Origin of the sequence: Salsuginibacillus halophilus, assembly GCF_003014715.1 — a bacterium.
GTDB classification, from domain to species: domain Bacteria; phylum Bacillota; class Bacilli; order Bacillales; family Marinococcaceae; genus Salsuginibacillus; species Salsuginibacillus halophilus.
In genome coordinates this window covers 65,375-91,196 of sequence record NZ_PYAV01000012.1, presented here as the reverse complement: position 1 = coordinate 91,196, position 25,822 = coordinate 65,375, and the positions used below count along the sequence as shown (strand labels likewise).

Genomic DNA, 25,822 nt, shown 5'->3' with positions numbered 1-25,822 from the left:
ACGAAAAAAACCTAAACTTTGTAAGAGTTTAACCGGCTGGCAATCTTATGTATGTTTTGGCTGCAACATTGTGTAGTTTTTTCTTGCAAAATACATCAAGATTATAAAAGTGAAAACTATGAAGGTATTTTAAAAGAAATTGAGGATATGAAATTTGTGAAGAATAGGGATCGAGCTTATGCTCGTACTATAACCTTTGGATTCGGAAGTCTAGTCGAAATTATTTATGATATTATTTGGGCGTATCATAAGGATAACTTAGATATTTATCTAGAAAGTAGAAGGTATTATGATCTATTGAGTGAGTATGTCTCAAACGAAGAATTATGGGTACTATCTTTAAACCATGACCTTATCTTAGAATCCTTGTGCTTAGATTTCAACATCCCTTTGACTTTCGGTTCTACAGAAAAAAATGTATTCCCTCAAAATAACATGAACATGAAAAAGTCTATGAACTTTCAGCAAGTTCATAGAAGGAACATAAGTTTGAAGCATATGGACTTTTTTGAAAACACACGAGGGATTAACTTGATAAAATTACACGGAGCGTTAAATGAATATTCTTATGATAATAGTGAGAAAATTGTTCATATAGAACCAACTAATGATGATACTTCCGCTTCTTATCTTAAGAAGACAGAGAACGTTTTAAAAAAAGCTCACTTCTTCTTGGATGATAAACCTGTTCAAATTCAAAATGAAATCCCGATTAGTGATTTTGATGGGAATATGCAATTTTTTAGAAAATCATTGTTAACAGGTGGTTATAAGTATAGTGAAACATTTAATAAGAAACCAGGTGAGGAAAAGATTCATTTAGCAGAAGAAGTTTTGAGAGAAGTAGATGAATTGACAATAATAGGATATGGGTTTGGCGACAATCATATTAATCAAAGGTTATATAATGCAATGTTACTGAATGAGGATATGTCAATTACTATTGTAGATCCGTTTATGAAGAATATACCAGAAATATTAAGACCGTTTAACTACAATAGACGAGTTCGTAAAGTCACAAGTAGATTTCCTGAATGGTTGGTATATCTGAAATATGGGAAATGGGATTCAACATACTTTAAACAACTAAACGAAATACGAAGAAATGTATCTGCGATGAATACCGACATAGTAGGAAAATATTTATAATTACAAACTGAAGCTGTTACTTTGATCATGTTCCCTGGATAACGAAAATGCGCCTTGTGTTATAAATTGTCCTGCAAAAATCTAAGATGAAGCAGGTTCGATAAAAAGGTGTCGCACACGCGACCGCTCAAGGAGGCATTACGATTGAAAAATCCGAGGGAATTCAGATTTGATGATGAGACGTTGATGTTGAGGTTGTCACTGATGTTGAAGGAAGTGCGAGGAAGGAAGCAGATGTCGTTGAAAACGTTGGAGAAGAAAACAGGCGTTAGTTCGCCCTACATTTTCCGATTAGAGCAGCAGGATAGGAAAAATCCAAGTGTTCAGGCGGTGCTGGCTTTATGCAAGGCGATGGAACTAACATCTTATGAAGTATTTCAGCTGTTGCTTGAGGATTACCACATGGAAGGGTATGTGCCGACACTGGAAGAACTGCTCCGCTCGCATCGGTTTGCGCTTGGAGGAAATGAAGTTGATGATGTTGAATTGAAGCGTGTGCTTTTGGATATTGTAATGCACATTGATCAAAACATGGATGAAGATGTTGAACAGGAAAGTGTTGCCGAACTAACGAGAAAAGTCGAAAGGTATCATGATCGAAAAGCGCAAATCCTCAGCGGTGTGTGAATGATAAAGGAGCGACCTCCATAATTGATAAGGGGGTCGCTTTTTCGGGTTAGGCGCGGTTAAAAGAAGGTTGGTGTAACCTATAGGCGGGGCAGAGGGGCAAGGCTTACCTGCTTGTGGGAGTGTATCCTTCGTCCAATTGTTTGTCGTTCGTGAAAATAGTAAAATGAACGAAGAGATAAGGACGTGAGAAATATGCCGACACTTCAATATGGCACCACTGAAATTCAATACTGCTGCTTCGTACAAAGTGAACGTAAAGATATTAAGATTGCTGTAGACTTAGTGAATGGTGTTGTCGTTTACACGCCAGATCATGTGGCTGAAGACCAACTCAATCAAGTGCTTCATCAAAAAGCGCCATGGATTACGCAAAAGTTAGAAGAACTGAATGAAGTACAAACAGCGGTGGCGCCGAAAGAGTTTGTCAGCGGTGAAAAACTCCCTTACCTTGGTCGTCATTATCGTCTCAAGGTGTTGAAAGAACCTGTACAACGGGCATCGATTCAGTTAAAGCAGGGGCGTTTTATTGCTGAGGTACCGCAGACGTGGACACAGAATCAAATTGAAGAAGCACTTGAGTCAAAATTAATCACCTGGTACCGACACCACGGCTGTAAAAAAGTGCAGGCGCGCGCCAATTATTATCAATCTCTCTTAGGGGTAACAGCGCAGTCGCTGCAGTTAAAAACGCAGGATAAGCGATGGGGGACATGTACATCCAACGGAGATATTTATATTAACTGGCGTATTGTCATGGCGCCAATGCATGTTGTCGATTATGTGATTGTTCACGAGCTGGCTCATTTGCTTGTACCTGAACATAGCGAAAAGTTTTGGCAGCTTGTGAAATCTATTCTGCCTGAATATGAAACCTCGAAAGAGTGGCTCAGGGTACACGGCATGGAACTTCACAGCATCGGATAAACCAAAAAAAGCGGCACACCCTCGTGGTATTGAGGATATGCCGCTGACATGGTTAGTAGTTCTTTTGGCCTAGCTCCAACAACTGTCTTGCAACGCTATCGACTTGATCGTTTGGCAAAGAGCTGGCTCGAAGCTGTTTTTTGAGCTTCTGACGCATTTCCCTCTTTACATCGTCTTTTTTCGTCCAGTCGATCACCGCATGTTCCTGGATAATGTCTGTAATAATCTCGGTTAAATCTTTGAGGCTTTCCTGTTCGTAACCTGCAGGAAGCTGCTGCTCGATAAGCTGGTAAAATGGCAGCTGTCTAGCTTCGCTCAGCCCGTATGACTGGCTCTCTTCTTTCATACTGATCATTTCTTCGCGTATGGCGTGATATTCTTCCAACAACTCTTCAATGGTGAGCTGGCGGTTTTTCCGCTGTTCAATCAATTCTTCCAACCGCTCTTTAATGGACGTGTATTTCACAGGGTTTTCATCGAGCTTCACCCGAATTTCGTTTTTAATGGCATGCTCCATTTCAGCGGCTTTCGCTTCAGGAGTTTTTAACTCATCGAGCTTCTCATCAAATTTGTTCGTTAAAATGTTTACAGGGTCAAATAACACTTCAGGGGTGGAAGCATATACATATTCTTCGATCAACTCACGAACTTTACCGCCACAGTCTGAAATGTCCAGTGTGCCGTCATCAACGTGGTAACGGGATTTGGCCAGCTTGCGAATTTTACCTAACCATTTTAAGTCATCAAGGTAGGGATTCGCTTTTGGGCTCGGCATAATCATATCCATACTTTCAGAAAACTTCTTAAATGCGGTGTCGAACTTATGCCTGACATCTTCAGGCTCGAGCACCTGCAGGCATGCTTCAATATCATCTTTTCTTTTGTAATCGAAAAAACGCATCGCCTGGCGATGGCGTGATTCTAAGCGGGGGATTTCCTCGTCCACATGATGCATCGCACCTTTAATATCTTCTTCATGGAAAATGCCTAAAGCTTCTTCGAGAAATTGTGATACCCCGTAATAATCGACGATCAAGCCGTGCGTCTTCTTGTCATGGGTACGGTTCGTCCGCGCGATCGCCTGTAGTAAATTATGCTCCTTCAGCGGCTTGTCCAAATACATTACTTGTTCGATCGGCGCATCAAAGCCTGTTAAAAGCTTATCGCATACAATTAAAAAAGCGAGGGGATCTTCTTCGAGCGGCTTTTTAAACCGTTGAATATACGCCTTTTCCTCGGCATCAGACAAGCCGTATTGTTTCATCTCTTCAGAATCATTGTGACTGCTGGAAATAATAACTGCCGATTCATAGTCGCTTAGTTCATCTAATAGCTTTTTGTAAGCAACCGCAGCTTCGCGTGATATCGAAACAATTTGTGCTTTAAAACCGTTCGGCTGAATGTGTGCTTCAAAGTGATTGATGATGTCGAGGACTACGGTTTTTAGACGCTTCGGGGAAGCGGTGATGGCTTCTTCTGTAACAAACTTCTGTTTAATCCGCTCTTGATCTTCGTCAGAATAATCGCGGAAAAAGCGGTCAAATAACGAATCAATTGTTTCACCCTGCACATGCAGATCCACCAAGCGAGCCTCATAAAAGATCGGCACCGTGGCACCATCTTCCACAGCTTTTTCGATCGGATATTTATCAATATAAGAGCCGAATGTGCGGAGGGTGCTTTTATCCTCTTTGTCGATCGGTGTTCCTGTAAAGCCGATGTAAGTCGCATTGGGCAGGCCGCTTCGCATATTCATTGCTAGTGAACTGTATTGGGAGCGATGGGACTCATCCACGAGCACGATGACATTTTCCGAGTCTGTTAATAAAGGGTAGTCCTCACCTTCATCGGCTTGGAATTTCTGCACTAATGTCATGACGGTAGCTCCAGGTCCTTGTTGAAGCAAAGTTTTCAGTTCCTCCACCGACTCGGCCTGCTGGGGGTTTGGAAAGCCGCAGCGCTTAAATGTGTTTGTGATTTGCTGGTCGAGGTCCTGGCGGTCTGTTACAACGACAATGATAGGGTTCTCCATCGTCTGCATGCGGCGGAGCTTCATCGATAAAAATACCATCGAGAGTGATTTACCTGAACCTTGCGTTGCCCAGACGATACCGCCGCGCGCCTGCGGATGTTCCCCTTGCAAAATGCGCTCAACGGCTTTATTTACGGCACGGTACTGCTGGTAGCGTGTCATTTTTTTAATCACTTTACCGTCTTCAGGTTCATACACGATAAAGTTTAATAAGATGTCAAACAACCGAGCTTTATCTAAAATCCCTGCCGTTAAAATATCCTGCGGGGTCGGATGTTCACCGATGTCTTCCACACGAAGGGGATATGGTTCCTTCCACGCGCTGAAATGCTGGGCTTTGGCTCCGATGGTTCCCACATTTGCCCGATCGTTGCTCGTTGCGATCATAAATTGGTTGTAGTGGAACAATGCTTCGTTTTCACGCTGATACCGCCGCAGCTGCTTAACCCCTTGACCTATTTGTTCTTCAGGCTGGAGGACAGGGCTCTTGCATTCAATGACGACAAGCGGCAATCCATTAACGTAGAGAACAATATCAGGGCGGATGGTGTCATTTGCGTGTGTATAGCTGAACTGGCTCGTGATTAAGAAGTCATTGTTGTCGATATTGTGAAAGTCAATCAACTTCACCGTCTGGCTTTTACGCCCGCTGCCAACATCCTGCTGGACGGATAAATGGTTAATTAAAAGCTCATGGAAGTGTTGGTTCGCCTCCATCAAGCTGGTTGCTTCCATGTGAGTAACTTTGCGCACAACTTTGTTTACGTTGTTTTCCTCAAGCCAAGGGTTAAAGTGCTTTATCGCATCCCGCAGCCGCTCTTTTAAAACAACTTCGGTCTGAGAGGTCCGCTCATGATCCAGCACTGCCCCATGTACATACGTGTAACCAAGCTTTTCAAGCTGAGCAATCATCCGATTTTCCACTAATGTTTCTTCATTTAACGATGGCACATCACTCACGGCAGCACCTCCTCGTCTTCATCGATCGGCACACGGACCTTTCCTGTTAGAAGTTGTTGCATCAAGCCTTGTTTTAGTTTCATCAATTTCTCAAGTTTCTTTTTATAGAAATGCATTTTATCATCTACTGATTCTATAATTTTATATATTCTTGCTTGCTCCTCGCTACTTGGTAAAGGGACTCTTATTTTTCTGATATTCCCCATTGATAATGCAGGTTGAGATGTTGTTGTGAGTAAACTGTTTATCTCTTTCAAGGCTATAGGTGACCTCAAGTAATAGTACAAATAATCTGGAGTGCCTTCATTTAAAGTTAATTTAGCAACATTTGGTGCTAGGTGGTATTGATCTTCTTCCTTAATAATAGCTACTTCACCAATAGTACCTACATAAGTAAATACCAAGTCATTATAATATAACTTTGATCTAGTTAATTTGTCAGATACATCCTTGTATATTTTCTTAACTTCGTCAAGCTTTAGTCTTCCCTCTTTTATATTAAGGCCTCTAACAGCAATTATATCGCCACTATTTACATATTCAATGTGTTCCGTGAATTCAAACCCAGCTAACTTTGTAACAGTTGCAATGGAATCTATATTAGTTAATGTCCAATCACACGGGATGTCGCCGATAGAAGTTTTTTTAAGTTTGAAATCATTTATACCTCGCTTAAAAAGCTGCTGCATTAACCCTTTTTTTACTGTCTCGGTTTGCTCGATGATTTGCTCCGTTTTTTCGATCGCTTCATCGACCGAGGAGAGGATTGCTGCGATTTTTTGTTGTTCTACTATTCTTATAGGCACTAGTGTTTCGTATTCTGACATTTCACCCCACGAGGTCCTCGGCATCCTAGTACCAAAAGCTCTGTTAGATAGGTAGCGAATAAAACTACCTTTTTGTACTAAATAAAATAAGTATCTATTATCAATGTTGTTTTTTGCTATCAGAGGTAATATTTCTGTAGCGCATACGCCATCGAAGTTAGCGAGCCAATATTTTTGAAGGTAAGGTCGTAATTTGCCAAATAAGACATCACCTTCTTTAAACACATTTTTCATACTGGATGTATCAGTTGAGGAACCTATACTATTAATAACCCCTGAACCCGATTCGATATGTTCTAAGCCTATATAGGGATGTTCAGGATTCTTGTTTGGATTGAATTTTTCCTGCCTGACTTCACAAATTGAATCAAAAGTTTTGAAAAGCCATGTATGTTGAGTACTATCCACCATACCCCAACTCCTTCAAATACCCATACATCTTCGCTTCAATCTCTTCACGTTCTTGCTCGAGCTTTTTCAGTTCAGCGACTGCTGATTGTACGTCGATTTCTTCTTCTTCTTCGGTCGTATCGATGTAGCGGGCAATGTTTAAGTTGTACTCATTCTCTTTGATTTCCTCAAGGTCGACCACACGGCAGAATTTCTCCTGATCTTCCCACGCATCATACGCTTCTACAATTTTTGTGATGTCTTCGTCGCGAAGGTGGTTTTGGTTTTTGCCTTCTTGATAATCATTTGAGCCATCTAAGATAAAGACTTTACCTTTTTGCTCCTCAGTTTTATTACGATTCAAAATCATAATGCATGCTGGGATTCCTGTGCCGTAGAAGAGGTTGGCTGGCAGCCCGATAATCGCTTCAATTAAATCGTCTTTCAATAAGCCTTCACGAATCTTACCTTCTGCGCCGCCACGGAATAAAACGCCGTGCGGCATGACGACGCCTGCTTTACCTTGGTGGTTCAGGGTTGAAGCCATGTGCTGTACAAAGCCGTAGTCACCTGCGTTTTTTGGCGGCAAGCCGTAACGAAAGCGCCCGTACTCATCACCTTCAGCTTCTTCACGCCCCCAGTTCTTTAAAGAGAATGGCGGATTGGCAATCACACGGTCATATAATAGAAGCTCTTTATCTTCGCCTAAGAGTTCAGGTTCGCGAATTGTGTCGCCGCGCTCAATCCGATGGTCGCTCAAACCGTGCAGCAGTAAGTTCATTTTACAGATCGCCCAGGTGCTCAAGTTTCGCTCCTGCCCGTGCAGTGATAAGTTCCGCGGGTCACCGCCCTGAGCTTTGATGTAGTCGACCGACTGAACGAGCATTCCGCCTGAACCGACGGTCGGATCACACACGCGCATACCTTCTTCAGGCTTAATTAAGTTAACAATGAGTTCAACAACTTTTGATGGCGTATAGAACTCGCCGCCTTTTTTTCCAGCATCATCAGCAAACTGCTTAATTAAATATTCATAAGCACGGCCAAGCATATCAGGTTCGGATAAGTTACCATTGCTTAAGTCAATGGCAGAGAAGTGCTGAATAAGCTGCATCAACAATTTATCAGGCAGTTTTTCCTTGTCGTTGAAGTCAATCGTTGCCAGCACCCCTTGAAGGGCAGTATTTTCTTCTTCTAATGCTTCGAAGGCTTTATTAATCTCATTACCGATGTCGTTCGTCTGAATTTGAATATGACTCCAGCGCGCCCGTTCTGGAACGAAGAATTGATGTTCATCAGGGTCGTGCCAACCATAATCATCATTTTCTTCTTGTTCGATCTCGGTTGCTTTTTCAACAAATACATCACTTAGCCGTTTTAAAAAGAGGAGGCCGAAGATGTAGTTTTTATAATCGGATGAATCTATACTTCCACGTAGAATGTTGGCTGATTCCCATAAGTGCGCTTCGAGTTCTTGTTGTGTTAATTTTGCCAAGGTTGTAACCTCCATAAATATCCTGTCTACTTTCAAATATACCAGAGATATAGGCGTCTAGATAGAAACAGGAATGATTTGCTAAAGCTAATTGTTGGAGTAGCAGGGTGGGAGAATTGGAAGGAGGTTGATGTTGTTATCCAGCAAACAGTATCAAGTAGATAGCCTTGATAGTGTAACCTACCGAACTATATTGGCTTTTTAGGTTTGATAAAGTTAGGTGAATAAATACATTAGAATATAATTCAAGCAAGGGTGTGAGCTATGCCTCTGCTTTTTTTGGTGGGGGATAGGACGTTTTTGCTTATGGCTGTTTTTTAAAAGATTGTTGCTTTTAGTTTAATCTTAATAAATCACGGTTTATGATGTAAAAAGTATTTGACATTATGAACCGTGATGGTACAATACGAAGTGTCAAATACCTTTTACTTTTTGTGAGGGGGAATGAAATTTATGGATTGGATAATGATTAGTTTGCTAGGGTTATTAGTAATAAATATCACCCTAATTATCATAGTGCTTACAACACTGCCTCATCACGGGGATGAAAGAAAAAAGTTAATTAAAATGAAATCACAATCTTTTACTTTTACCGTAGTAATTGGTTTATTCATCTATGAGATGGGTAAATCTATGTATATTCAACTTTGGGGTGATGGCACATACGGTGGTATGAGTCCACATTCTTATTTAACTTCGATTTCCCTAATCTACCTTATTACACTCCTGTACTGGAGAAGGAAGTATGCTTAATTATGGAAAATCGTATCCGCGAACTCAGAAAAGCAAAAAAGCTGTCTCAGGATGAAATTGCTAAACAATGTGAAGTATCAAGACAAACAATAAACGCGATAGAAAACAATAAATATGACCCTACATTACAATTAGCTTTTAATTTGGCTTCTGTTTTATGTACTACTGTCGATGATCTGTTCATCAATGATTAACTACTGACCTCTATGAATTAAAAGGTGTCGCACACGCGCCCGCTCAAGTGTCCACCTAAAACTCTCACTTTCCATTTTGAACTCCAACGTTCCAAAGTGAAACTCGAGTTTCCAAAATTGGATCAAGCGCCACCCAGATCGCGGGCCCTGAATCAGCCATCAGCGGGTCGCGTTTTTTATCATTTTTCGGCCTTTTCTACCTCCCTCATAATTTTTTCAAGCCTGTTCTCATGCGCTTTTTAGCGTTTTTTCCTGACTTCCTCAAGCCTTCTCAAGCTTTAACGCTCATTCGTAGTGGATGATAAGGGAGCCGCCAGGAGAATAGAAGATAACCGAATAACAAGAAGCGACTCCAGGCAATGTTGCCGGGGGTCGCTTCTTCTGTTGCGGGTGCACATTTTGTGTTGTAGTGAGTTAAATGAAAATCCCCAATGCTGCTGCAGTAATCATGGCGAGAAGCAATAATATTTTTTCATAAGAAGAGACTTGCTGATGATTTTCTACATCCATCTTCAGCACGAGAAACAGTGCAATTGAGATGGTGATGGTTAACGTACCCGTTGCCCAGACACGGTCGAAGCCAAGCCAAATGATACACAATCCAGCTGCACCCAGATACAGCAAAGCTGGGAATCTTGCATAATATCGGCCGAACGTATCTGCAAACCAAACTACGCTGGTGCGTTTGGCAGGAACAGCCCGCTTATCCGCATCAAGGTCTGGAATATGATGAACCATTACCCAGGCAAGACAAAATAATGCATTTATCACAGCGTTTTGCGCCGCCCATACCGGGATTTCTCCTACTATGAGCCACGGACCGGCAAGTCCGAGAAATAGAATAGATGGAAATAAACTGCCCCACTCTCCTAGAAACGGCCGATAGCTTAAACGCAAGGGGGGCAGGGAATAAGAAGCTGCTGCCCAGACGCCGATCACCAAAAGAAAGCTCAATATATAATATGAAAAAAGAGCCAACACAAAGGCGGTAACAAGAAGGGCAATCGCCAGCCATTTTCCGATAAGCCAAAGTACAGGTGGCGTGATGATGCCATCTTGAATGACACGGCTGCCGCCTGACAAAATCGCTGGACTATACGCATCAGTACCTGAGAGATAATCCATATAATCATTAAAAGCATGGGTCAGTACCCCATGAATTGTAAATGCACCGAGCAGTAAAACAAAAAACATCATAAGTAAATAGCTCGTGGAGATGGTTGAATATAAAAAGAAGGGAAGCATGGCTGAAATAATTGTTGCCACACTGGAGGAAACAACTGCTATCGAACGGAGCAGTGCCAACCCTCCACGTAAAATAGAGCGAAACGCAAGAACCAATAGCAACAATCCCTTTCCTGATTAACAAACCAAGTGTAATACGTATTCACCCATGCCCGAACTCATTACAAGTTAATCTGCAGATTTTTAATAAAAGGATTCTCTTAGTTAAACATTGCCAAAATATCCCAGATATCCAGAGATATCATTTGCTGTTTCTTTCAGACGCTCCAGGTAAAAGGAAGTATCCTTTATTCATTTAATATCTCCCCCCTGGAATGTTCTTGTATGATTTTACTACAGAACCTCAACCTGCTTAACTCCCCATTAGTTGATAATTTTTTTGGTTTAGACAATGGGTATAGTGAAATATGGGTAGCTGTAAAAAAAGATACTGTTTAATCGTTAAGGTTTCGATGCAAAACACAGGTTTCAAAAAAACGTGGCTAAGAATGGGTTATCATTGAGTCACGTTTTTTGTATTTTCGTCTAAATTTGTTCATCTCTAGTTGAGAGTTTTGTCAGCATGAAAATCATAGGGTGATGAATAAGTGAAAGCCTAAGTTTAACTCATATGAGCAAAGCAGATTGGTTCATTGTGCATGTGTATTAAGTTATGATAATGGACAAATGATAAAAAGGGGTAGCATCCTTTCAGGTTGCAGACAAAATTTTAAGAAAAGCTAAGGCTGTCGTCGCTTTTCGGCGGACGTTTGGTCTCGGAGGGAACAAGTGCGACATCGGCTTGATCTGCGCAAACGCTTGATTGCAGCATTTCTTCATAGCCCCTTGTACCTTCTTAACTTCTTCGGCAGAAGACTGCTGCCTGCGGGATTTTCTCACTCGTTGTTATGCGTAGGCGTCCTTCCGGTGCATGTCACCCTTAAGTTATGACATCGACATGAAACATCATAGAAGGCCTTATCAAGATATATTTGCATAAGTGAAGGTTGTAAGTTCATTTTTAAAAGAAGGTATGGTGTTGGTAAACCGTTATGAAGACCGTAATGCGGGGATCTTAAATAGGGATTTCCATCGCGCATGAATCGTTCTACGCTATGACGATTCGTCTTTGTATCTTGTTTTTACGCACAGCACTGCGAGACACCACTGGGAAGAGCAGCATTCGAAGACCCCGCAATGAGCGGGTTTGGCTCATGAGGAGGCTGAGACGCTGCCCAGGGTAAGCGAGTAGTAAGCTGTGCGTGAATTTTAAGTTTTGTACTTTGTCCACAGACTGAAAGGATTAGAACCCTTTAGTCTCGAAGAAAAATTTGTCGCTTCGAATGTGATTAGGGAGATTACTTTCTTGACCAATGCATTCAGAAAAAGGAGATGGGTGAATGAAAGCAGTAGAAGTAACAGGATACGGAGGCGTAGATAAATTAGAGGTTGTTGAAACTGCGATTCCAGAGCCTAAAGAGCATGAAGTACTTGTGAAAGTAAGAGCATGCGCCATTAATAATACTGAAATTTGGATGCGCGAAGGCGCTTACGGTGATGGATCGAAATCCGGGTGGCGTCCGGAAGGCGTAACTTTCCCGCGTATCCCCGGGTCAGACATTACTGGAACAGTTGTAGCTGCCGGCAGCCAAGTAGATCATCAACTTGAGGGAAGCAATGTTGTGCTCTTTCCTTTTACATCGAGTGGGCAACCAGGAACCGAACATATTGCAGAAGATATGTCGTTTATCGGCTCAGAGTATGATGGCGGCTATGCAGAATATGTGGTGTGGCCGGCAGATCTATGCTTTGATATGCCGTTATCAAACTTCACAGAAAGCGCCGTGTTTTCCGTCAGCGGCCTGACAGCTTGGCACATGATCGAACAAATTCAAGCTCGTCCAGGTGAAACAGTGATGGTCACCGGTGCAACCGGCGGGGTTGGATCGTTAAGTGTACAGATCGCTTCCAAGGTCTTTGGAGCAAAAGTTATTGCCATTACCGGGGATTTAGCCAATCAGGAAAAGCTGAAAGAATTAGGCGCAGCCCACGTATTTTCTTATAAGTCCGAGAATCTTGCAGAGGAGATTCTGCAAGCAAATGATGGGCCCATTGACGCTGTGCTCGATGTTGTAGGAGATGCTTTATTCTCCACCTCCCTCCATGTTTTAAAGAAGGGCGGAAAATTTTGTACTTCTGGATCTGCCGGGGGTCAAAATACTAACCTGGATTTTCGCACATTATATTTAAAACATATTACGATGTATGGCTCTGTTTTAGGCACACGAGAAGAATTTCAAGAGATGCTCGGGGCGATTTCCCAAGGAAAAATCAAACCGGTCATTGATAAAACCTTTCCTTTGGAAGAAGCAAAAGATGCACAGATTTACTTTAAAAACAAAGGGAAATTCGGGAAGGTTGTGTTACTTCCTTCGCATGAATAATGGAGAATTTATTGTTGAGATATCGAAGTTTAGCAATGAGCGTTCTATAAATGTTTAAGGTGTATTTTGCTTCAATATGGATCAAGGGGGGGATACCTATGAGGCACTTGCTTATTTTGTTTGTCACACTTTTAGCTTTCACTACAGCCTGCTCAAATGCCCAAACCACTGAAGAAGCAGGGGATGCGACTTTGGCGCCGGCAGACTTAACTGACTTTGAAGAGGACCTTTTTGATGTAGTTAACCAATCAGGATATAGTTACGACATAGAGATTCACGATGGAAATAACAGGAGGTACGTGCGACGATTGATTACTATGAACATCGTGAACGAGTAAAGGAAGTGGCTGACTTTACTACTTACTTATCAGAAGAAAACATGAAGGAACCTGTTCGGAAGGTTTGGATGCAGCAGGAGGATGCTAGTGAATACGACAAGTGGATCTCTGTCGTGATGACAGAGAGTGGGCATTCTAGTATGACGGGTGAAGTGGAGAAAAAAGAGGATTTAAGTGTTGAAAGCCGTGGAGGTGTGGATGAACCTGTCTCACTTGAAACTGGGGAGAGACAAGTTGTCGCTTATATCGTTCAAACAGATGAACAATCCTTCTCCGGTAGAAGCCATATTACGATTGAGGAACAACTTGAAGAGGTAACGGATTATGAACAGGTGTATGTCATGTCGATTGAATTGTTAACGTGAATGGATGTGAGATTGAGGATTATGAATTGCCTTGCTAATCGTTTGCTTTGAAGCGAAGGCAAATTTGTATGAGCTATTAAAGCAAGTGAGTGGATAGGTTTCTTCTTTCAATCTAAAGTGTCCGGAAGTGTTATAAGTTGACGCTTCCGGACGTTCATTTGATAAGGGCTTATACGACAATCTTGATTTTCGTCCCTGAAGGATCTGCTGCCCAGACGGCGTCCTCGGTTTTTGTCACCGGTGTGCCAAGTGATTCAAGTTTCGACGTGATAGCGATTTGTTTTTCTTTATCGGCTACATTTAATGTGAAATAAGCCATGCCTGCGCTGCTTGGTGAAGGAGCCGGGGCGCCTACGCCGTGCCACGTGTTTAATGCGATGTGGTGATGATACTTGCCGTCAGCGATAAAATGCGTTTGCGGATTAAACCGTCTGACCATTTCAAAGCCAAGGCCTTCGAGGTAAAAGTCTTCGGTCTCTTCAAGGTCGGCCGCGTGTAAATGCACGTGTCCCATCAACGTAGCTTCCGGCATTTTCTTCCACGGTGCGCCGTCGTTTTCAGCGAGCAGGTCGCGGTAGTTGAGCGGATCCACCGTAAGGTTAACTTCGCCATTTTCCCAAGTCCAGCCATCCGGATCCCGGTCCGCATAGATTTCGATACCGTTTCCGTCCGGATCAGCGAGATAAATAGATTCGCTCACGGTATGGTCAGAGGAGCCGAAGTTCAAGCCGATCTCATTGAAATAGGTGACGATCTTGGCCAGATCCTTACGGGTGGGGAGAAGCAGGGCAAAGTGATATAACCCGGTCGTATATCGTTCTTTTGGCGTGACGCCTATCGGCTGCCCGGCTGTGATCAGAGCTGTCTCTCCGTCGGCGCTGAATGCAGCTTCTGAATCAGTTTGATACAGTACATGAAAGCCGAGGGTATCCTGATAAAAAGAGATGGTGCGTTCAAGGTTCTGTACGTGAAGATGGACGTGACTCACAAACGTTGTCGGCTTACGGTGGAAAGGCATAAAAGTCTCCTCCTTAAGCTTCTTGAATTTAAGATAAATATACGACGAAATCAACGACAAGAAAAGAGAACTGCTCATGCCCTTCATGAAACAAGAAGCCGGAGAACAGAAAATGCTCCTTGTTTCATGCATAGGCAGATTATATGAGAGGATTAACTCTGCGCTAGAATTGCTACGTAACACCCGTGCTGAATATGATGTTCGACATCCCCAAATTCGTTCGTTAAATGAGTATAAATCTTATCGAGCACTTCTTGTTTTTGATATTCATCAAAATTTGTGAGCCATGAGAGGGAGCCCACTCGCCCGCACCATGATTCATTTGAAAACGATACGGTGTAATTAAATTTATATGTTTCTTTTAAATCAAACCCACCTTGTTTCCATTCTTCAAACCATTCTACAGGAAAACTGTGAATGAGTTGGCTGGCGTCTGCTTTGGAGCCGGCCGGTTTGATTTTACCATCCGGCATGTAGCTTTTAACAATTTCCGCAGTGTCAGATATGATTTTTGACTTAGATGTAAATCCTGAATCCATTACGAGTAATTTCCCACCTGGCTGGAGCAGCCTTTTGATTTCATCCATCGTTTTCTGACGATCAAACCAGTGCCAGGCTCGTAAAACTGTGGCGCAATCAAATGCAGCGCTTTGTAAATCAGTAGACTCTGCGAAGTTACAAATGTAGTTTATGTTCATATCTTCGCTTTCATCAATGGATTTTGCTTCTGCAATTAGCTCGGCAGACGGTTCAACCCCGGTAACAGCAGATCCTTCTCTGGACATGGCACGGCTTAACACGCCAGTCCCGGCGCCGAGGTCAACCACGTCTTTACCATGAAAATGAATCCCTCTTAATTTTAAGCTTGCCATCAATTCATCAGGCAGATCGTTTCGATGTTGCGCGTACGCTTTTGCAACATTGCCGAAATTCGTTTGCATATGAAGACCTCCACGTTAAATGTAGTCCTGGCGTTTGATCCATTGTTGTTCGTTCAATAATAACATTTATTTCCTTAATGAATAAGTAAGATTTTTCTGTAGTTTCAATTGGAACTCCTTCCCGGGTGTGCTACGATAGTGACAGGTAAGAAATCATCCTTATCGAAATAGCGATAGGGTGGTTTCTTTTTTTATCTAAAGCGTGGGGAAAGGAAGTGACCAAACAAATGAAAAATATTATATATATTATCATCGGTACATTTATTTTTGCGGCAGGGACGACCCAGTTTGCGATGCCGAACTCGATTGCCGATGGTGGGATCGTTGGTGTTTCGCTCTTAATTTACTATAGTACCGGGCTTTCACCGGGACTCTCGACACCGCTTATCTTTATCGTGCTCCTTGCGATCGGTGCCCGCTACTTACCGCGGGTTATTATATATAAAACAGTGTTTACGATCAGCGTCCTGTCATTTTTCTTGTGGGCTTTAGAAGACGTATTAGCACGTCCAATTGATGATGTGATGCTTGCTGCTGTATTTTTCGGGATTTTTGCCGGTGCCGGCTTCGGCTTTATTTTCCAAGCCGGAAGCTCTGTCGGTGGCTCATCAATCATTGCCCGGATTATGAACCATCAGCTCGGCTGGAGTTTAACAGGAACGAACCTTGTTGTAGATGCCATTATCGTACTTGCCGGGATTTTTGTGATTGGGCCAATTCTTGCGATGTACACGTTAATTGCGCTTTATATCGGAAAAGTTGTTACTGATTTTGTGCTTGGCGGCTTTGATTCGAAAAAAGCGTTAAATGTCGTTTCGCCGTATTCTGAAGAGATCTCTCACCGCATTACGCACGAGCTTGCTTCAAGTGCCACCGTATTTTACGGGCAGGGTGAATATATGAAAGAACAGCGCCGGGTGCTCTATATTGTGATTCACTCGCACAAACTGCTTAGGTTAAAACGGGTGATCAAAGAAGTAGATCCTGATGCGTTCATTGTCGTGCACAACGTGAAAGACGTCTCCGGCGGCTTTATATCAAGCGGCTTTGGAAATGGTTAGACATTCTATAATGAAAACTCGCATCTACAGCCGGGAGATAAAATACTCCCGGTTTGCGTGTAGACAAACTTTCAAGAAGAGTGTAGTCTGACGTTGCTTTTCGGCGGATGCTTGAAGTTACCGTGTCTTCTTAGCCCCCGTCAAGACCTCAAATTCCTCGGCAGAAAGTCACTGCCTGTGGGATTTTCGGCTCGCGTTATTCCTGGTGGCGTCGCCGGCGCTCCTCAGTCTTGCGTCATTTCATCGTCATGAATTGTAGAGAGCTTTTTGATAAAGCTACATGAATCAATTTCATCATGACGCTTCATGAGTGATCAAACGAACCATATGCAAATGTAAAAGTGACCGAAACGAAAGACGGCGACTCCCAGAGGATCAAGCGCAGACTGAAGATCCACTTGTTCGATTGGCATTGAAATCGAACAAGTTAGCTGAAGGCAAGCCCTCGGGAAAGCGTCCGTCTGGCGTGAAGGCCACGTTCATGATTCAGTTTTCCCCTTAATGGGGCAACCCGCGGCAGGTGGAGCAGTAAGTTGTGAGTTCATGTTAAGTTGTGCAATTTGTCTACAGCCTGTCCGGGAGATAAAAATACTCCCGGTTTTTTTCGGTTCCCGTAGAAAATGAGGTTATGATATAATGTTGAAGTTTGTGATCTTTGAACGAAGGGGTGTAATTCATTTATGAGTGCGGTCATTATTTCAGTTCTTGTGATGGTTGTGTTAAGTTTACTGCGGCTTAACGTTGTCATGGCGATTATTTTTGCAGCTTTGACAGCAGGCTGGCTGTCCGGCATGTCGCTTCCTGATACAGTAGAGGTTTTAAGTGAAGGGGTGAGCGATCAAGCGGAGACAGCTTTAAGCTATATTTTACTAGGTACATTTGCGGTCATGATCGGTTATTCCGGCATTACCGGTTTTCTTGTTAGGCATCTTGTGCAGGCATTAAAAGGTAAGAAAGCTTTCGTTCTATTAACGATTGCCGGCGTTGCAAGTTTGTCGCAAAACGTTGTGCCGGTGCATATTGCTTTTATTCCAATTTTAATTCCACCTCTTTTAAACTTATTTGACCGGATGAAACTGGACCGCCGAGCCGCGGCTGTTTCACTTACGTTCGGCTTGAAAGCACCCTATTTATTAATCCCGGCAGGTTATGGATTAATCTTTCACGGCATTGTTGTTGATGAAATGGAAGCAAGCGGAATGACGATCGGCCTTGGTGAAGTGCCGCTTGCTATGGCGCTGCCTGTCCTTGGTATGCTTATCGGTCTTTTATTTGCAGTGTTTGTGACGTATCGTAAAGATCGTGAAGTGAACGATGCAGCTCAGCTTGAAGCAGAGGAAGACTTTAAAGAGATGCGTTTCACGAAGTTTCATATGCTTACCATCATTGCAATTATAGGAGCTTTACTCATTCAGCTTAGTACAGAGTCGCTCGTTTTAGGTGCGCTCACAGGTATTGTACTCATGCTGATCTTTACTGTTGTTCCTTTTAAAGATGCTGATCAAGTCATGGTTGATGGGATTAAAATGATGGGGATGATCGCTTTCGTTATGCTTGTGGCTTCAGGGTACGCCACAATTTTACAGGACACAGGCGCTGTTGATGATCTCGTTACATCAGCTGCCGGTGTACTAGGTAATAACCAGCTGCTCGGTGCGGTTGCTATGCTTTTGATAGGTTTAATTATTACAATGGGGATCGGCTCGTCATTTGGTACGATTCCAATTCTGGCTGCGTTGTTCGTGCCGCTTGCAGCAGCGCTTGGTTTCTCACCACTTGCAACAGCCGCATTAATCGGTACGGCTGGGGCTATTGGCGATGCAGGCTCGCCTGCTTCAGACAGTACGCTCGGTCCAACGTCCGGTTTAAACGCTGATGGAAATCACCATCACATCTGGGACACTTGTGTACCGACGTTTCTACACTTTAATATTCCGCTGCTTGCTTTCGGACTGCTTGCCGCTTTAATCTTCTAAATCGGTAACGAATTACAGCATATTAAACGATAACCCTGCTCGACCTTTTCCAAGGTTGGGTAGGGGTTTGTCATATTTCCCGGGAAATTGATTGCATTGCTCGAAAAGCGTTTACGATTTTTCTTTGCAGGTATTCAGGTTACTTGCATCGATATAGCGTATAACGTATGGTACGAATAGAAATGATTAAAGAAGGGTAACGAAGTTGAGGTGGTCTGACATGTGTCGCGCGTGAGTGGTACAACATCAGGTTGTGTACGATCTGCAGGATCCGCGCTGGATTAAAAATAAAGAACAAGTGACCCCGGCTGGCGGCCAGGTCATTTTAACTTTTGATGATGGTCCGAGCCGCCAGTTACCAAGGATACTTGATGTATTGCAGGAAAAAGGTGTGCCGGCGATTTTCTTCTGGCAGTCGCGCCTGCTTTATGAGGGACGGCCGTGGCGGCGGGTGCTCGCTGAAGGCCATCAAATCGGGGCGCATACGCACCGGCACCGCAACCTTGTCAAATTAGATAAAAAAGAGCAGGAGCGGCAAATTAAGTTAAACGTAGAGACGGTGGCGCGCGTCACCGGCGAAGAGGTGCGGTACTTCCGTCCGCCGTTTGGTCGCTACAATGAAGATACGTTGGAGGTACTCAAGTCCTTCAATCTGCTTCCGGTCATGTGGGAAATTTCATCATTTGATTGGGAGCCGGAAAAGACTCCGGATGACATTATCTGTAATGTCTGCGATCACCTGCAGGATGGATCAATTATTTTACTACACGAATTAAAAAATACCGTTGCAGCACTTCCGGAGTTGATCGATGAAATTCGAGCGCAAGGCTACGAGTTTGTCGGTGGCTTAGAGCACTAGCTGCTGTATTTGGTTATAAAACTCTGATTTTGCTTCTTATCAAAAAAACCGCCCGGCTGTCGTTAGCCGGGCGGTTTTTAATTATGCTTGTGCCTGCCCGTCTTTGACCCAGGAGGCAACGGTAATCGTCCGCTTTGCTTGATGCTTCACGGCCGCTTCCACATTTTCGATCATATTTCCGTCTTGGTCTACGGTTACACTTACACCATATGGGTTACCCCCTGCTTCAAATAACGACATGTCGGTGTAGCCTGGAGGTACAATAAATGCGCCCCAGTGCATCATCGTTGTATAAATGGTTTGTAGTGTTTTTTCTTGACCGCCGTGGGCGTTACTTGCTGAAGACATGCCGCTGACAACTTTGTTGGCTAGTTTGCCTTCAAACCAAAGACCGCCGGTTGTATCGAGAAACTGCTTCATCTGTGCCGGGATGTTACCAAAACGTGTCGGGGAACTGAAAATAATCGCGTCTGCCCATTCAAGGTCATCAAGTGTAACTTCTTGAATGTCTTTAGTTGCTTCTAAGTGCGCCTGCCAGGCTGGGTTGGAAGCCACTGCTTCATCCGGTGCCGTTTCAGCCGTGCGGAAGACTTTCACTTGTGCACCTTCAGCCTCGGCGCTTTCTGCCGCCCACTTGGCAAGCTGGTGGTTCGTTCCAGTGGAGCTGTAATATATGACTGCTACTTTTAAAGGATCCGGCGCCGGCGCATCTTGCTGCTCGGGCTCGGGCGTTTCGTTTGAAGCTGGTGTTTCTGCCTGTTTCTTTTTACCTTTCAACCAATCAAGAAGACCCACGTGCTTCACCTCTTTTTTAACTTAATCTCAACTTCGTAAATCTTTAATTAAAGATAATTTTAAAGAAATATAACCTAAATGTCAATGCAGTCATAGAAGGTGTGAAGTGTGAGTGTTCAAAATCAAAGTTCATTGCGGGGAATGTAAATACTGGATATCATTATGTTAGGAAGGTCTCGATTGAATGATTGTAAAAAGCGAACAGACAATGTGATACCGGAAGCCACTTGAGGATCAGGCGTCATGCCCAATGTATGTCGAGGTCTGCTCCAGTTATTTTTAAAGCAGTAAATGAGGTGAAATAAGTAGACATGTTGTTATGGATGGGGGTTTTGTTAGGGGCTGGATTGTGTGCTGCAGCATGGCGAAGCCGTTCAAGGTTTAGTTTATATTTTGGGCTTGTTATTCTGCTTACAATCGCAGTGTATGCTGTCGGTTGGTTTCAAGTGGCACCGCTTCTTCCGGCGGCAGGTTTAGCTATTGCATGGTTTATTGAAAGCAGGATTCGTCGTAAAAATACCGCATAAAGAATGAGCTGAGTTTCCGCTGTTTGCGTGTCGACCCCTGTAACCGGGGAGTGGCAGCAGGCAGCGGTTTTTTGTTTGTAGCCCGACTGGCGGCATGCGAATGAAGAAATCATAAACAAATGATAAACTTTTCGTCGTTTTGTGAAGAAAGCGGGTATAATTCAAAATGTGCAGGAGGTGATGATGGATGCATATTTTAGTTGTTGAGGATGACCGTGATATTGCTTTGATTGTTAAAGAACATTTAGGTGATATAGGTTATCAGGTCACTTGGGCATCTACAGGAACGGAAGGACTTGAAGAAGTAAGCCGGAGAGCGTTTGACCTTGTACTAGTTGATTTAATGCTTCCGGAAATGGACGGGTTCGACTTGTGCCATCATATTCGTATGAAAAGTAGTGTGCCGCTTCTCATTATAAGTGCAAAATCAAGTGATAAAGATAAGGTCAAAGGTCTCGAACTCGGTGCAGATGATTATTTGACAAAACCTTTCAGCCTAAAAGAGCTTGAAGCGCGGGTGCATTCACATATCCGCCGTTATCATCAGTATCAACCGGAGCTTTCCGCTGATGAAATGGCTTTTGAAGGGTTGGTTATCCAAAAGTCAGCCCAGCGGGTGTTTACTGAAGAAGAGGTTGTGCTCACGGCGAAAGAATTTGAACTTCTATTATTATTAGCCTCTAACCCTGGACGTACGTTCACAAAAGCTGAAATTTATGAGCACGTCTGGCAGCAATCTTCAGGCATTGATGAACATACGGTTACTGTACATATCCGTAAATTGTGGACCAAGTTGAATGACCCGGCGAAATCACCGAAATGGCTGGAAACAGCATGGGGCACTGGTTATCGGTTTATTGGGACGCCGGTTTGATGAATATACGACTCTGGCTATCGATCACACATTTAGCGGCGATGCTGCTCCCATTAGCAGGGGCGTATCTGCTGTATGTATTCATTGAAAAATATAGATTCACGGTATCAGCTTGAGGAGCATGTAGCTGTTTTATCCTATGTAGAAGAGGCTGAAGAAGCTTTGTCCAACCCTGAACTTTATGAATATGAAACTGACTCAAATCAAAGTATTGAACTTCCTGCAGGCGTCTCAGCAACATTATATACCCCTGATGGGCTTGTTACATTTACGAGTGATGAAAACGGTGGGATAGGTTTTCATCGTTCACTCGATATCGTTTATCAGGACTTATATGAGCTCCGCCGTTTAAGCGACCGCTACATGTATAAGCAGCCTGTGTTTGCTGGCAGCACAGAGATCGTCGGCATCTATGAACTGAGCATCCCGCGTGAGATATGGAATGAAGAGGTAGAGGTGCGTCAAATGTATGCAGTTATGTTGTTTGCATCGATACTCATCATGCTTTACGCAGGGTTGCTCTGGGCAGTACAGCGGAAGTTAATTACACCGCTAACCGATTTAACGATTCAAATGACAAACTATGCCAAAGGCGAGCGCTCGGGCTCGATAGAAACACACCGTTCAGATGAATTCGGACGGTTGTATCAACACTTTGAACAAATGAAAACGGATATTGATCAAGCGCGAGCTGAACTGGCGTCAGAGCAACAAAAGAAGGAACAAATGATGGCATCGTTGTCCCATGATTTAAAAACGCCTTTAACCGCCATTCGGACATATAGTGAAGCGATGCCGGAAAATAAATACGCCCAAACCATTCAGCGAAAAGCTGAGGAGATGCAAGTATTGATTGATGATTTACATGCGTTCTCAATGCTTGAGCGTGTAAGTGAAAGTTTTTTATGGGCTGAAGTCGATATTGAGGAATTGTTTGAGATGATTCTTTCAGATTATGAAGTATGGGGCAGTTCTTTTGATCTCTCGTACACTGTTAAGATCTTAGCTGAAGGTTCGATTAAAGTTGATGTAAAGCAGATGCAGCGTGCTGTAAATAACTTAATGAGTAATGCGGTTCGTTTTGCTGAAAGCCATGTATTTGCTGTGGTCGTTGAAGATGAGAACCGTTTACCAGCTTCTCTCTTTCCTGAAGCGGTCGATGCGGTCAGGTCACAACAAAGAGGAGGCGGGATGCAGATGATTATCCAAAACGACGGGGTTGTTGCTGCAGATAATGATCGCTTGTTCGAACCTTTTTATCAAGGAGAGAAAGAACAGTTCAGCACCCACTCCGGCTTAGGGTTAAGTATTGTGAAAAAAATTGCTGAAGCCCATGGTGGAGATATTATATTGATCCCCTGTCCGGGCCAGGGGACTGTTGCAAGTTTATGGATTCCAAAGTTATAGGAGGAGATTTGTGTGCACAAATTCATAGGTTCACTACTCGCTGCTGCTGTCTTGCTCGTCGCATGTAATGAAGACGGGGGCGGGTCGTCAGTATCGGCTGAAGATATTATCATACAAGCGGCGGAAGAGGTTGACCAGTTGGAAGATTACTATACTGAAACAGCGATAACCATCACAATTGGAGACGAAGTTGTAGACGAAACCTTGGCAAAAGAATGGTTTGTTGAACAAGCTGACGGTTTATATACACGTACGGAAATGGAGCGAGAAGGTGAAGGCACCCGTTATATTGTGAGTGACGCTGAAACTTCATTAACTTACCAAGAAGGTGATGAGGAGGCTGTCGAACGCGAGGTGCTTGAGGCAGGAATGGTGGAGCAGTCTGAAATGCAGCAGCAGATGGATCGACTCTCAAACTATCAGGATACGCATACGATTGAATTGATCGGCGAAACAGAAGTTCAGGATCGCTCGGCGTATCATCTTTCTTTAGAAGCAGATGAAGATTCAGCTGAAGGGGATGGCGAGTTGTGGATTGATCAAGAGACGTGGCTGACGTTAAAGCAAGAGAGTGATATGGAAGGGATGAGCTTGGAGATCGAGGTGCTGACCTTCGATACAGCGCCGGAAATTCCAGAAGGTTTATGGGAGTTGGATTTACCAGAAGATGTCGAAGTTGTGGATCAAGAAGCGCTAAGTAGTGGTATAGAGACAGATGAAGAAGAGCTCACGTTAGAAGAAGTACATGATCACCTTGGAGAGCCTTTCCTGTACGATGCAGAACGATTTTCTGAAGCCGTGTTAACGACCACGGTGGTAGAAGGCGGTGAACCAGAGGAGGAGTTGGTGTTACATTATATTGAAGACGGGGATCCTTATGCTCGTTCAATCATCCAGGATGATGATGGTGAATCAAATACGGATGTCGATCTGCCTGGACGGGAAGACATTACCGTTCGTGGCGAAGACGGGCATATGACAACATCTGAGACCTTGCAGCTCATCGCCTGGCCTGAGGATGGTTTACGTTACAGTTTGTATTCAGACCGCCCGGATCTGGATGGAGAAGAACTGATGGAAACTGCTGAAAATATGGAGATCTTTGAGCCTTAAGGAGGGACGTCATGCTGCGCTTATTTGTTTTTTTTCTACTTCTTTTTGTCATCTCAATAGTCGACACGCTTGGCTTAGGTCCTGATAATCCGATCACGACCGGTGAGCTCTGGATGTTTACCGGCATCGCATTTGTGGCGATCATCGGGATCGGTTTGATGCGCAGCTACCAGCGTCGGGCCGATCAACAAAGGGATGAAGCGCCAGTAGATTTAAACGAATTAGCTTTCGATTATGTGTATCAAGAAAAGTTCCGCGATGCCTCAGAAGACTGGACGACGGTTTTTTCAAAAGATGGAGAGAAGTCGTGTGAGCTCCGCATTAAATTCCGCCATCCCGTCCAGCGCTTTTTAGCTCGGTATCTTGATTTTTTTGTTTTCCATGTAGAGGTCCAAGGAGAAGGGCAAACGTATGACTTTAAACATAACTGGAAGCATCTTTTTAAGTACAAGTGGGATGTTTATGCGAATGGCGCGTATATGGGAAAGTTTCAAACGAGTTTTAAAGCGCAAAGTTTGAATGTTGATTTTCAGCCGGAGGGGCGCGGGCAGTCTTTGTTATATGAACGAATGCTCGGCTCTGCCGAAACAAAGGCGTGGGCTGGTCAGGAAAAGGTTATGGAAGGGCAGAGGGAGCGCTTTAAAATCCGGTCCAATCACCGGATCAATGTTTACAGTACCGACCGAGACCCGGCACTTTTGATCGGCTTATATCATTTAACTGTGTTAGTGAGAAAAAATTAGGGGGGATTTGATGACAGAGCGACGTTTCGGCGGCTTCTGGCGTCGGCTGCTAGCTTTTTTACTTGATAGCTTGATGCTTGCGCTTCCGGTGATGTATGTCACCAATGTGCTATACGGAACAGGGGATATTGAGCAGGTGCCGGTCGTATATCTTCCTTTTATATTTTTGGCTTCGTTGTATTTTATCGTTATGCCGGTGACGAAGGTGCAAGGTACACTAGGCAAGCGGATCCTTGGGCTAAAAATTACAAACCGCAATTTTCAGCGCATCACATTCAAACAATCCATTGGACGTTACTTTGCTGAAATATTATCCGGAATCACGATGTATATCGGTTACCTGCTCGCCGCATTTATGCCTCAGAAAACGGCACTGCACGACATCTTAGCAAAGACGTACGTTGTGCGGATCGAAAAAGACACTTGAAAACATCGAAGTCGTGTAATACACGGCTTCAGCGTGTAGACAAGCTTTCAAGCAAAGTGAAGGCTGATATCGCTTTTCAGCGGGCGCTTGCACCCGGAGGGCACAAGTGCGACATCGGTTTGATCTGCGCTTACGCTTGAAGTCACCGTGTCTTCTTAGCCCCCGTCACGGCCTCAACTTCCTCGGCTGAAAGTCACTGCCTGCGGGATTTTCGGCTCGCGCTGTTTTTGGTGGCGTCGCCGCCGGTGCTCCTCAGCCTTGTGTAGTTTGAGGGTCATCAAATGTAAAGATCCTTTTGATCAAGCAATATTTACATAAGCCAATTTCATAATGGTGCTTCATGATCGGTCAAGCGA

24 protein-coding genes are annotated in these 25,822 nt (G+C 43.7%); 17 read left to right on the top strand and 7 right to left on the bottom strand.

Going from position 1 to position 25,822, the window contains the following annotated elements; translation table 11 throughout:
* Window positions 1-51 precede the first annotated feature (51 nt).
* The 3 genes from B0H94_RS12070 (at window position 52) to B0H94_RS12060 (ending at window position 2,703) form a co-directional block, all read left to right on the top strand.
* Window positions 52-1,149, top strand: coding sequence for a hypothetical protein (locus B0H94_RS12070; RefSeq protein WP_106589528.1), 1,098 nt, complete (start codon window positions 52-54; stop codon window positions 1,147-1,149).
* 186 nt (window positions 1,150-1,335) lie between these two features.
* Complete coding sequence (locus tag B0H94_RS12065; RefSeq protein WP_345789045.1) at window positions 1,336-1,776, top strand: helix-turn-helix domain-containing protein; 441 nt, start codon at window positions 1,336-1,338, stop codon at window positions 1,774-1,776.
* A gap of 195 nt (window positions 1,777-1,971) precedes the next feature.
* A complete protein-coding gene (locus B0H94_RS12060; RefSeq protein WP_106589526.1) occupies window positions 1,972-2,703 on the top strand; it encodes a M48 family metallopeptidase in 732 nt (243 codons plus the stop codon).
* 52 nt (window positions 2,704-2,755) lie between these two features.
* Here B0H94_RS12060 and B0H94_RS12055 read toward each other — a convergent pair whose 3' ends face one another.
* The 3 genes from B0H94_RS12055 to B0H94_RS12045 are packed head-to-tail and all read right to left on the bottom strand — an operon-like array spanning window position 2,756 to window position 8,407.
* A complete protein-coding gene (locus tag B0H94_RS12055) occupies window positions 2,756-5,695 on the bottom strand; it encodes a type I restriction endonuclease subunit R (protein ID WP_106589525.1) in 2,940 nt (979 codons plus the stop codon).
* A complete protein-coding gene (locus tag B0H94_RS12050) occupies window positions 5,692-6,930 on the bottom strand; it encodes a restriction endonuclease subunit S (RefSeq protein WP_181315392.1) in 1,239 nt (412 codons plus the stop codon). The genes B0H94_RS12055 and B0H94_RS12050 overlap by 4 nt, the downstream gene beginning before the upstream one ends.
* Window positions 6,923-8,407, bottom strand: a complete 1,485-nt coding sequence (locus B0H94_RS12045) for a type I restriction-modification system subunit M (protein WP_106589523.1) — start codon at window positions 8,405-8,407, stop codon at window positions 6,923-6,925. The genes B0H94_RS12050 and B0H94_RS12045 overlap by 8 nt, the downstream gene beginning before the upstream one ends.
* Before the next feature lie 453 nt (window positions 8,408-8,860).
* Between B0H94_RS12045 and B0H94_RS12040 the strand changes: the two genes are divergently transcribed.
* Window positions 8,861-9,160, top strand: coding sequence for a hypothetical protein (locus B0H94_RS12040; RefSeq protein ID WP_106589522.1), 300 nt, complete (start codon window positions 8,861-8,863; stop codon window positions 9,158-9,160).
* Between the two features lie 2 nt (window positions 9,161-9,162).
* The gene (locus B0H94_RS12035; RefSeq protein WP_181315391.1) at window positions 9,163-9,354 is read left to right on the top strand and encodes a helix-turn-helix transcriptional regulator; all 192 of its coding nucleotides are present in this window, start codon (window positions 9,163-9,165) and stop codon (window positions 9,352-9,354) included.
* A gap of 414 nt (window positions 9,355-9,768) precedes the next feature.
* On the opposite strand, the gene B0H94_RS12030 is transcribed toward B0H94_RS12035, so the two are convergent.
* Complete coding sequence (locus B0H94_RS12030) at window positions 9,769-10,659, bottom strand: prenyltransferase (protein ID WP_245894000.1); 891 nt, start codon at window positions 10,657-10,659, stop codon at window positions 9,769-9,771.
* Between the two features lie 1,319 nt (window positions 10,660-11,978).
* Here B0H94_RS12030 and B0H94_RS12025 point away from each other — a divergent pair.
* From B0H94_RS12025 to B0H94_RS12015, 3 genes are all read left to right on the top strand, one after another.
* Window positions 11,979-13,022: a zinc-binding dehydrogenase gene (locus B0H94_RS12025; RefSeq protein WP_106589519.1), complete on the top strand. Its 1,044-nt coding sequence runs from the start codon at window positions 11,979-11,981 to the stop codon at window positions 13,020-13,022.
* A 98-nt stretch (window positions 13,023-13,120) separates the two neighbouring features.
* Window positions 13,121-13,360 (top strand): hypothetical protein, encoded by a 240-nt coding sequence (locus tag B0H94_RS12020; RefSeq protein ID WP_106589518.1) that lies wholly within the window; start codon window positions 13,121-13,123, stop codon window positions 13,358-13,360.
* A 5-nt stretch (window positions 13,361-13,365) separates the two neighbouring features.
* Complete coding sequence (locus tag B0H94_RS12015) at window positions 13,366-13,725, top strand: hypothetical protein (protein WP_106589517.1); 360 nt, start codon at window positions 13,366-13,368, stop codon at window positions 13,723-13,725.
* Window positions 13,726-13,894: 169 nt separating this feature from the next.
* On the opposite strand, the gene B0H94_RS12010 is transcribed toward B0H94_RS12015, so the two are convergent.
* Window positions 13,895-14,743 carry a VOC family protein gene (locus B0H94_RS12010; RefSeq protein WP_106589516.1) on the bottom strand — a complete coding sequence of 283 codons (849 nt, stop codon included), beginning with the start codon at window positions 14,741-14,743 and terminating at the stop codon, window positions 13,895-13,897.
* Between the two features lie 152 nt (window positions 14,744-14,895).
* Window positions 14,896-15,684, bottom strand: coding sequence for a class I SAM-dependent methyltransferase (locus tag B0H94_RS12005; protein ID WP_106589515.1), 789 nt, complete (start codon window positions 15,682-15,684; stop codon window positions 14,896-14,898).
* A gap of 227 nt (window positions 15,685-15,911) precedes the next feature.
* Here B0H94_RS12005 and B0H94_RS12000 point away from each other — a divergent pair, with 227 nt between their 5' ends.
* The 3 genes from B0H94_RS12000 to B0H94_RS11990 all read left to right on the top strand — a co-directional run bounded on the left by B0H94_RS12000 (window position 15,912) and on the right by B0H94_RS11990 (window position 19,580).
* Window positions 15,912-16,745, top strand: a complete 834-nt coding sequence (locus B0H94_RS12000; protein ID WP_106589514.1) for a YitT family protein — start codon at window positions 15,912-15,914, stop codon at window positions 16,743-16,745.
* 680 nt (window positions 16,746-17,425) lie between these two features.
* Complete coding sequence (locus B0H94_RS11995) at window positions 17,426-18,721, top strand: Na+/H+ antiporter family protein (protein WP_106589513.1); 1,296 nt, start codon at window positions 17,426-17,428, stop codon at window positions 18,719-18,721.
* Between the two features lie 235 nt (window positions 18,722-18,956).
* Complete coding sequence (locus B0H94_RS11990) at window positions 18,957-19,580, top strand: polysaccharide deacetylase family protein (protein ID WP_245893998.1); 624 nt, start codon at window positions 18,957-18,959, stop codon at window positions 19,578-19,580.
* A gap of 81 nt (window positions 19,581-19,661) precedes the next feature.
* Here the strand turns inward: B0H94_RS11990 and wrbA are convergent, their stop codons facing one another.
* A complete protein-coding gene (gene wrbA, locus B0H94_RS11985; protein WP_245894003.1) occupies window positions 19,662-20,255 on the bottom strand; it encodes an NAD(P)H:quinone oxidoreductase in 594 nt (197 codons plus the stop codon).
* Between the two features lie 431 nt (window positions 20,256-20,686).
* On the opposite strand from wrbA, the gene B0H94_RS11980 reads away from it, so the two are divergent.
* The 6 genes from B0H94_RS11980 to B0H94_RS11955 all read left to right on the top strand — a co-directional run bounded on the left by B0H94_RS11980 (window position 20,687) and on the right by B0H94_RS11955 (window position 25,466).
* The gene (locus B0H94_RS11980; RefSeq protein ID WP_106589512.1) at window positions 20,687-20,902 is read left to right on the top strand and encodes a hypothetical protein; all 216 of its coding nucleotides are present in this window, start codon (window positions 20,687-20,689) and stop codon (window positions 20,900-20,902) included.
* A 187-nt stretch (window positions 20,903-21,089) separates the two neighbouring features.
* Complete coding sequence (locus B0H94_RS11975; RefSeq protein ID WP_106589511.1) at window positions 21,090-21,776, top strand: response regulator transcription factor; 687 nt, start codon at window positions 21,090-21,092, stop codon at window positions 21,774-21,776.
* A 75-nt stretch (window positions 21,777-21,851) separates the two neighbouring features.
* A complete protein-coding gene (locus B0H94_RS11970) occupies window positions 21,852-23,183 on the top strand; it encodes a HAMP domain-containing sensor histidine kinase (RefSeq protein WP_106589510.1) in 1,332 nt (443 codons plus the stop codon).
* A gap of 12 nt (window positions 23,184-23,195) precedes the next feature.
* Window positions 23,196-24,296 carry a LolA family protein gene (locus tag B0H94_RS11965; protein WP_106589509.1) on the top strand — a complete coding sequence of 367 codons (1,101 nt, stop codon included), beginning with the start codon at window positions 23,196-23,198 and terminating at the stop codon, window positions 24,294-24,296.
* A gap of 11 nt (window positions 24,297-24,307) precedes the next feature.
* Window positions 24,308-25,039, top strand: a complete 732-nt coding sequence (locus B0H94_RS11960) for a tubby C-terminal domain-like protein (protein WP_106589508.1) — start codon at window positions 24,308-24,310, stop codon at window positions 25,037-25,039.
* Window positions 25,040-25,049: 10 nt separating this feature from the next.
* A complete protein-coding gene (locus B0H94_RS11955) occupies window positions 25,050-25,466 on the top strand; it encodes an RDD family protein (RefSeq protein WP_106589507.1) in 417 nt (138 codons plus the stop codon).
* The last annotated feature ends 356 nt before the right edge of the window (window positions 25,467-25,822 follow it).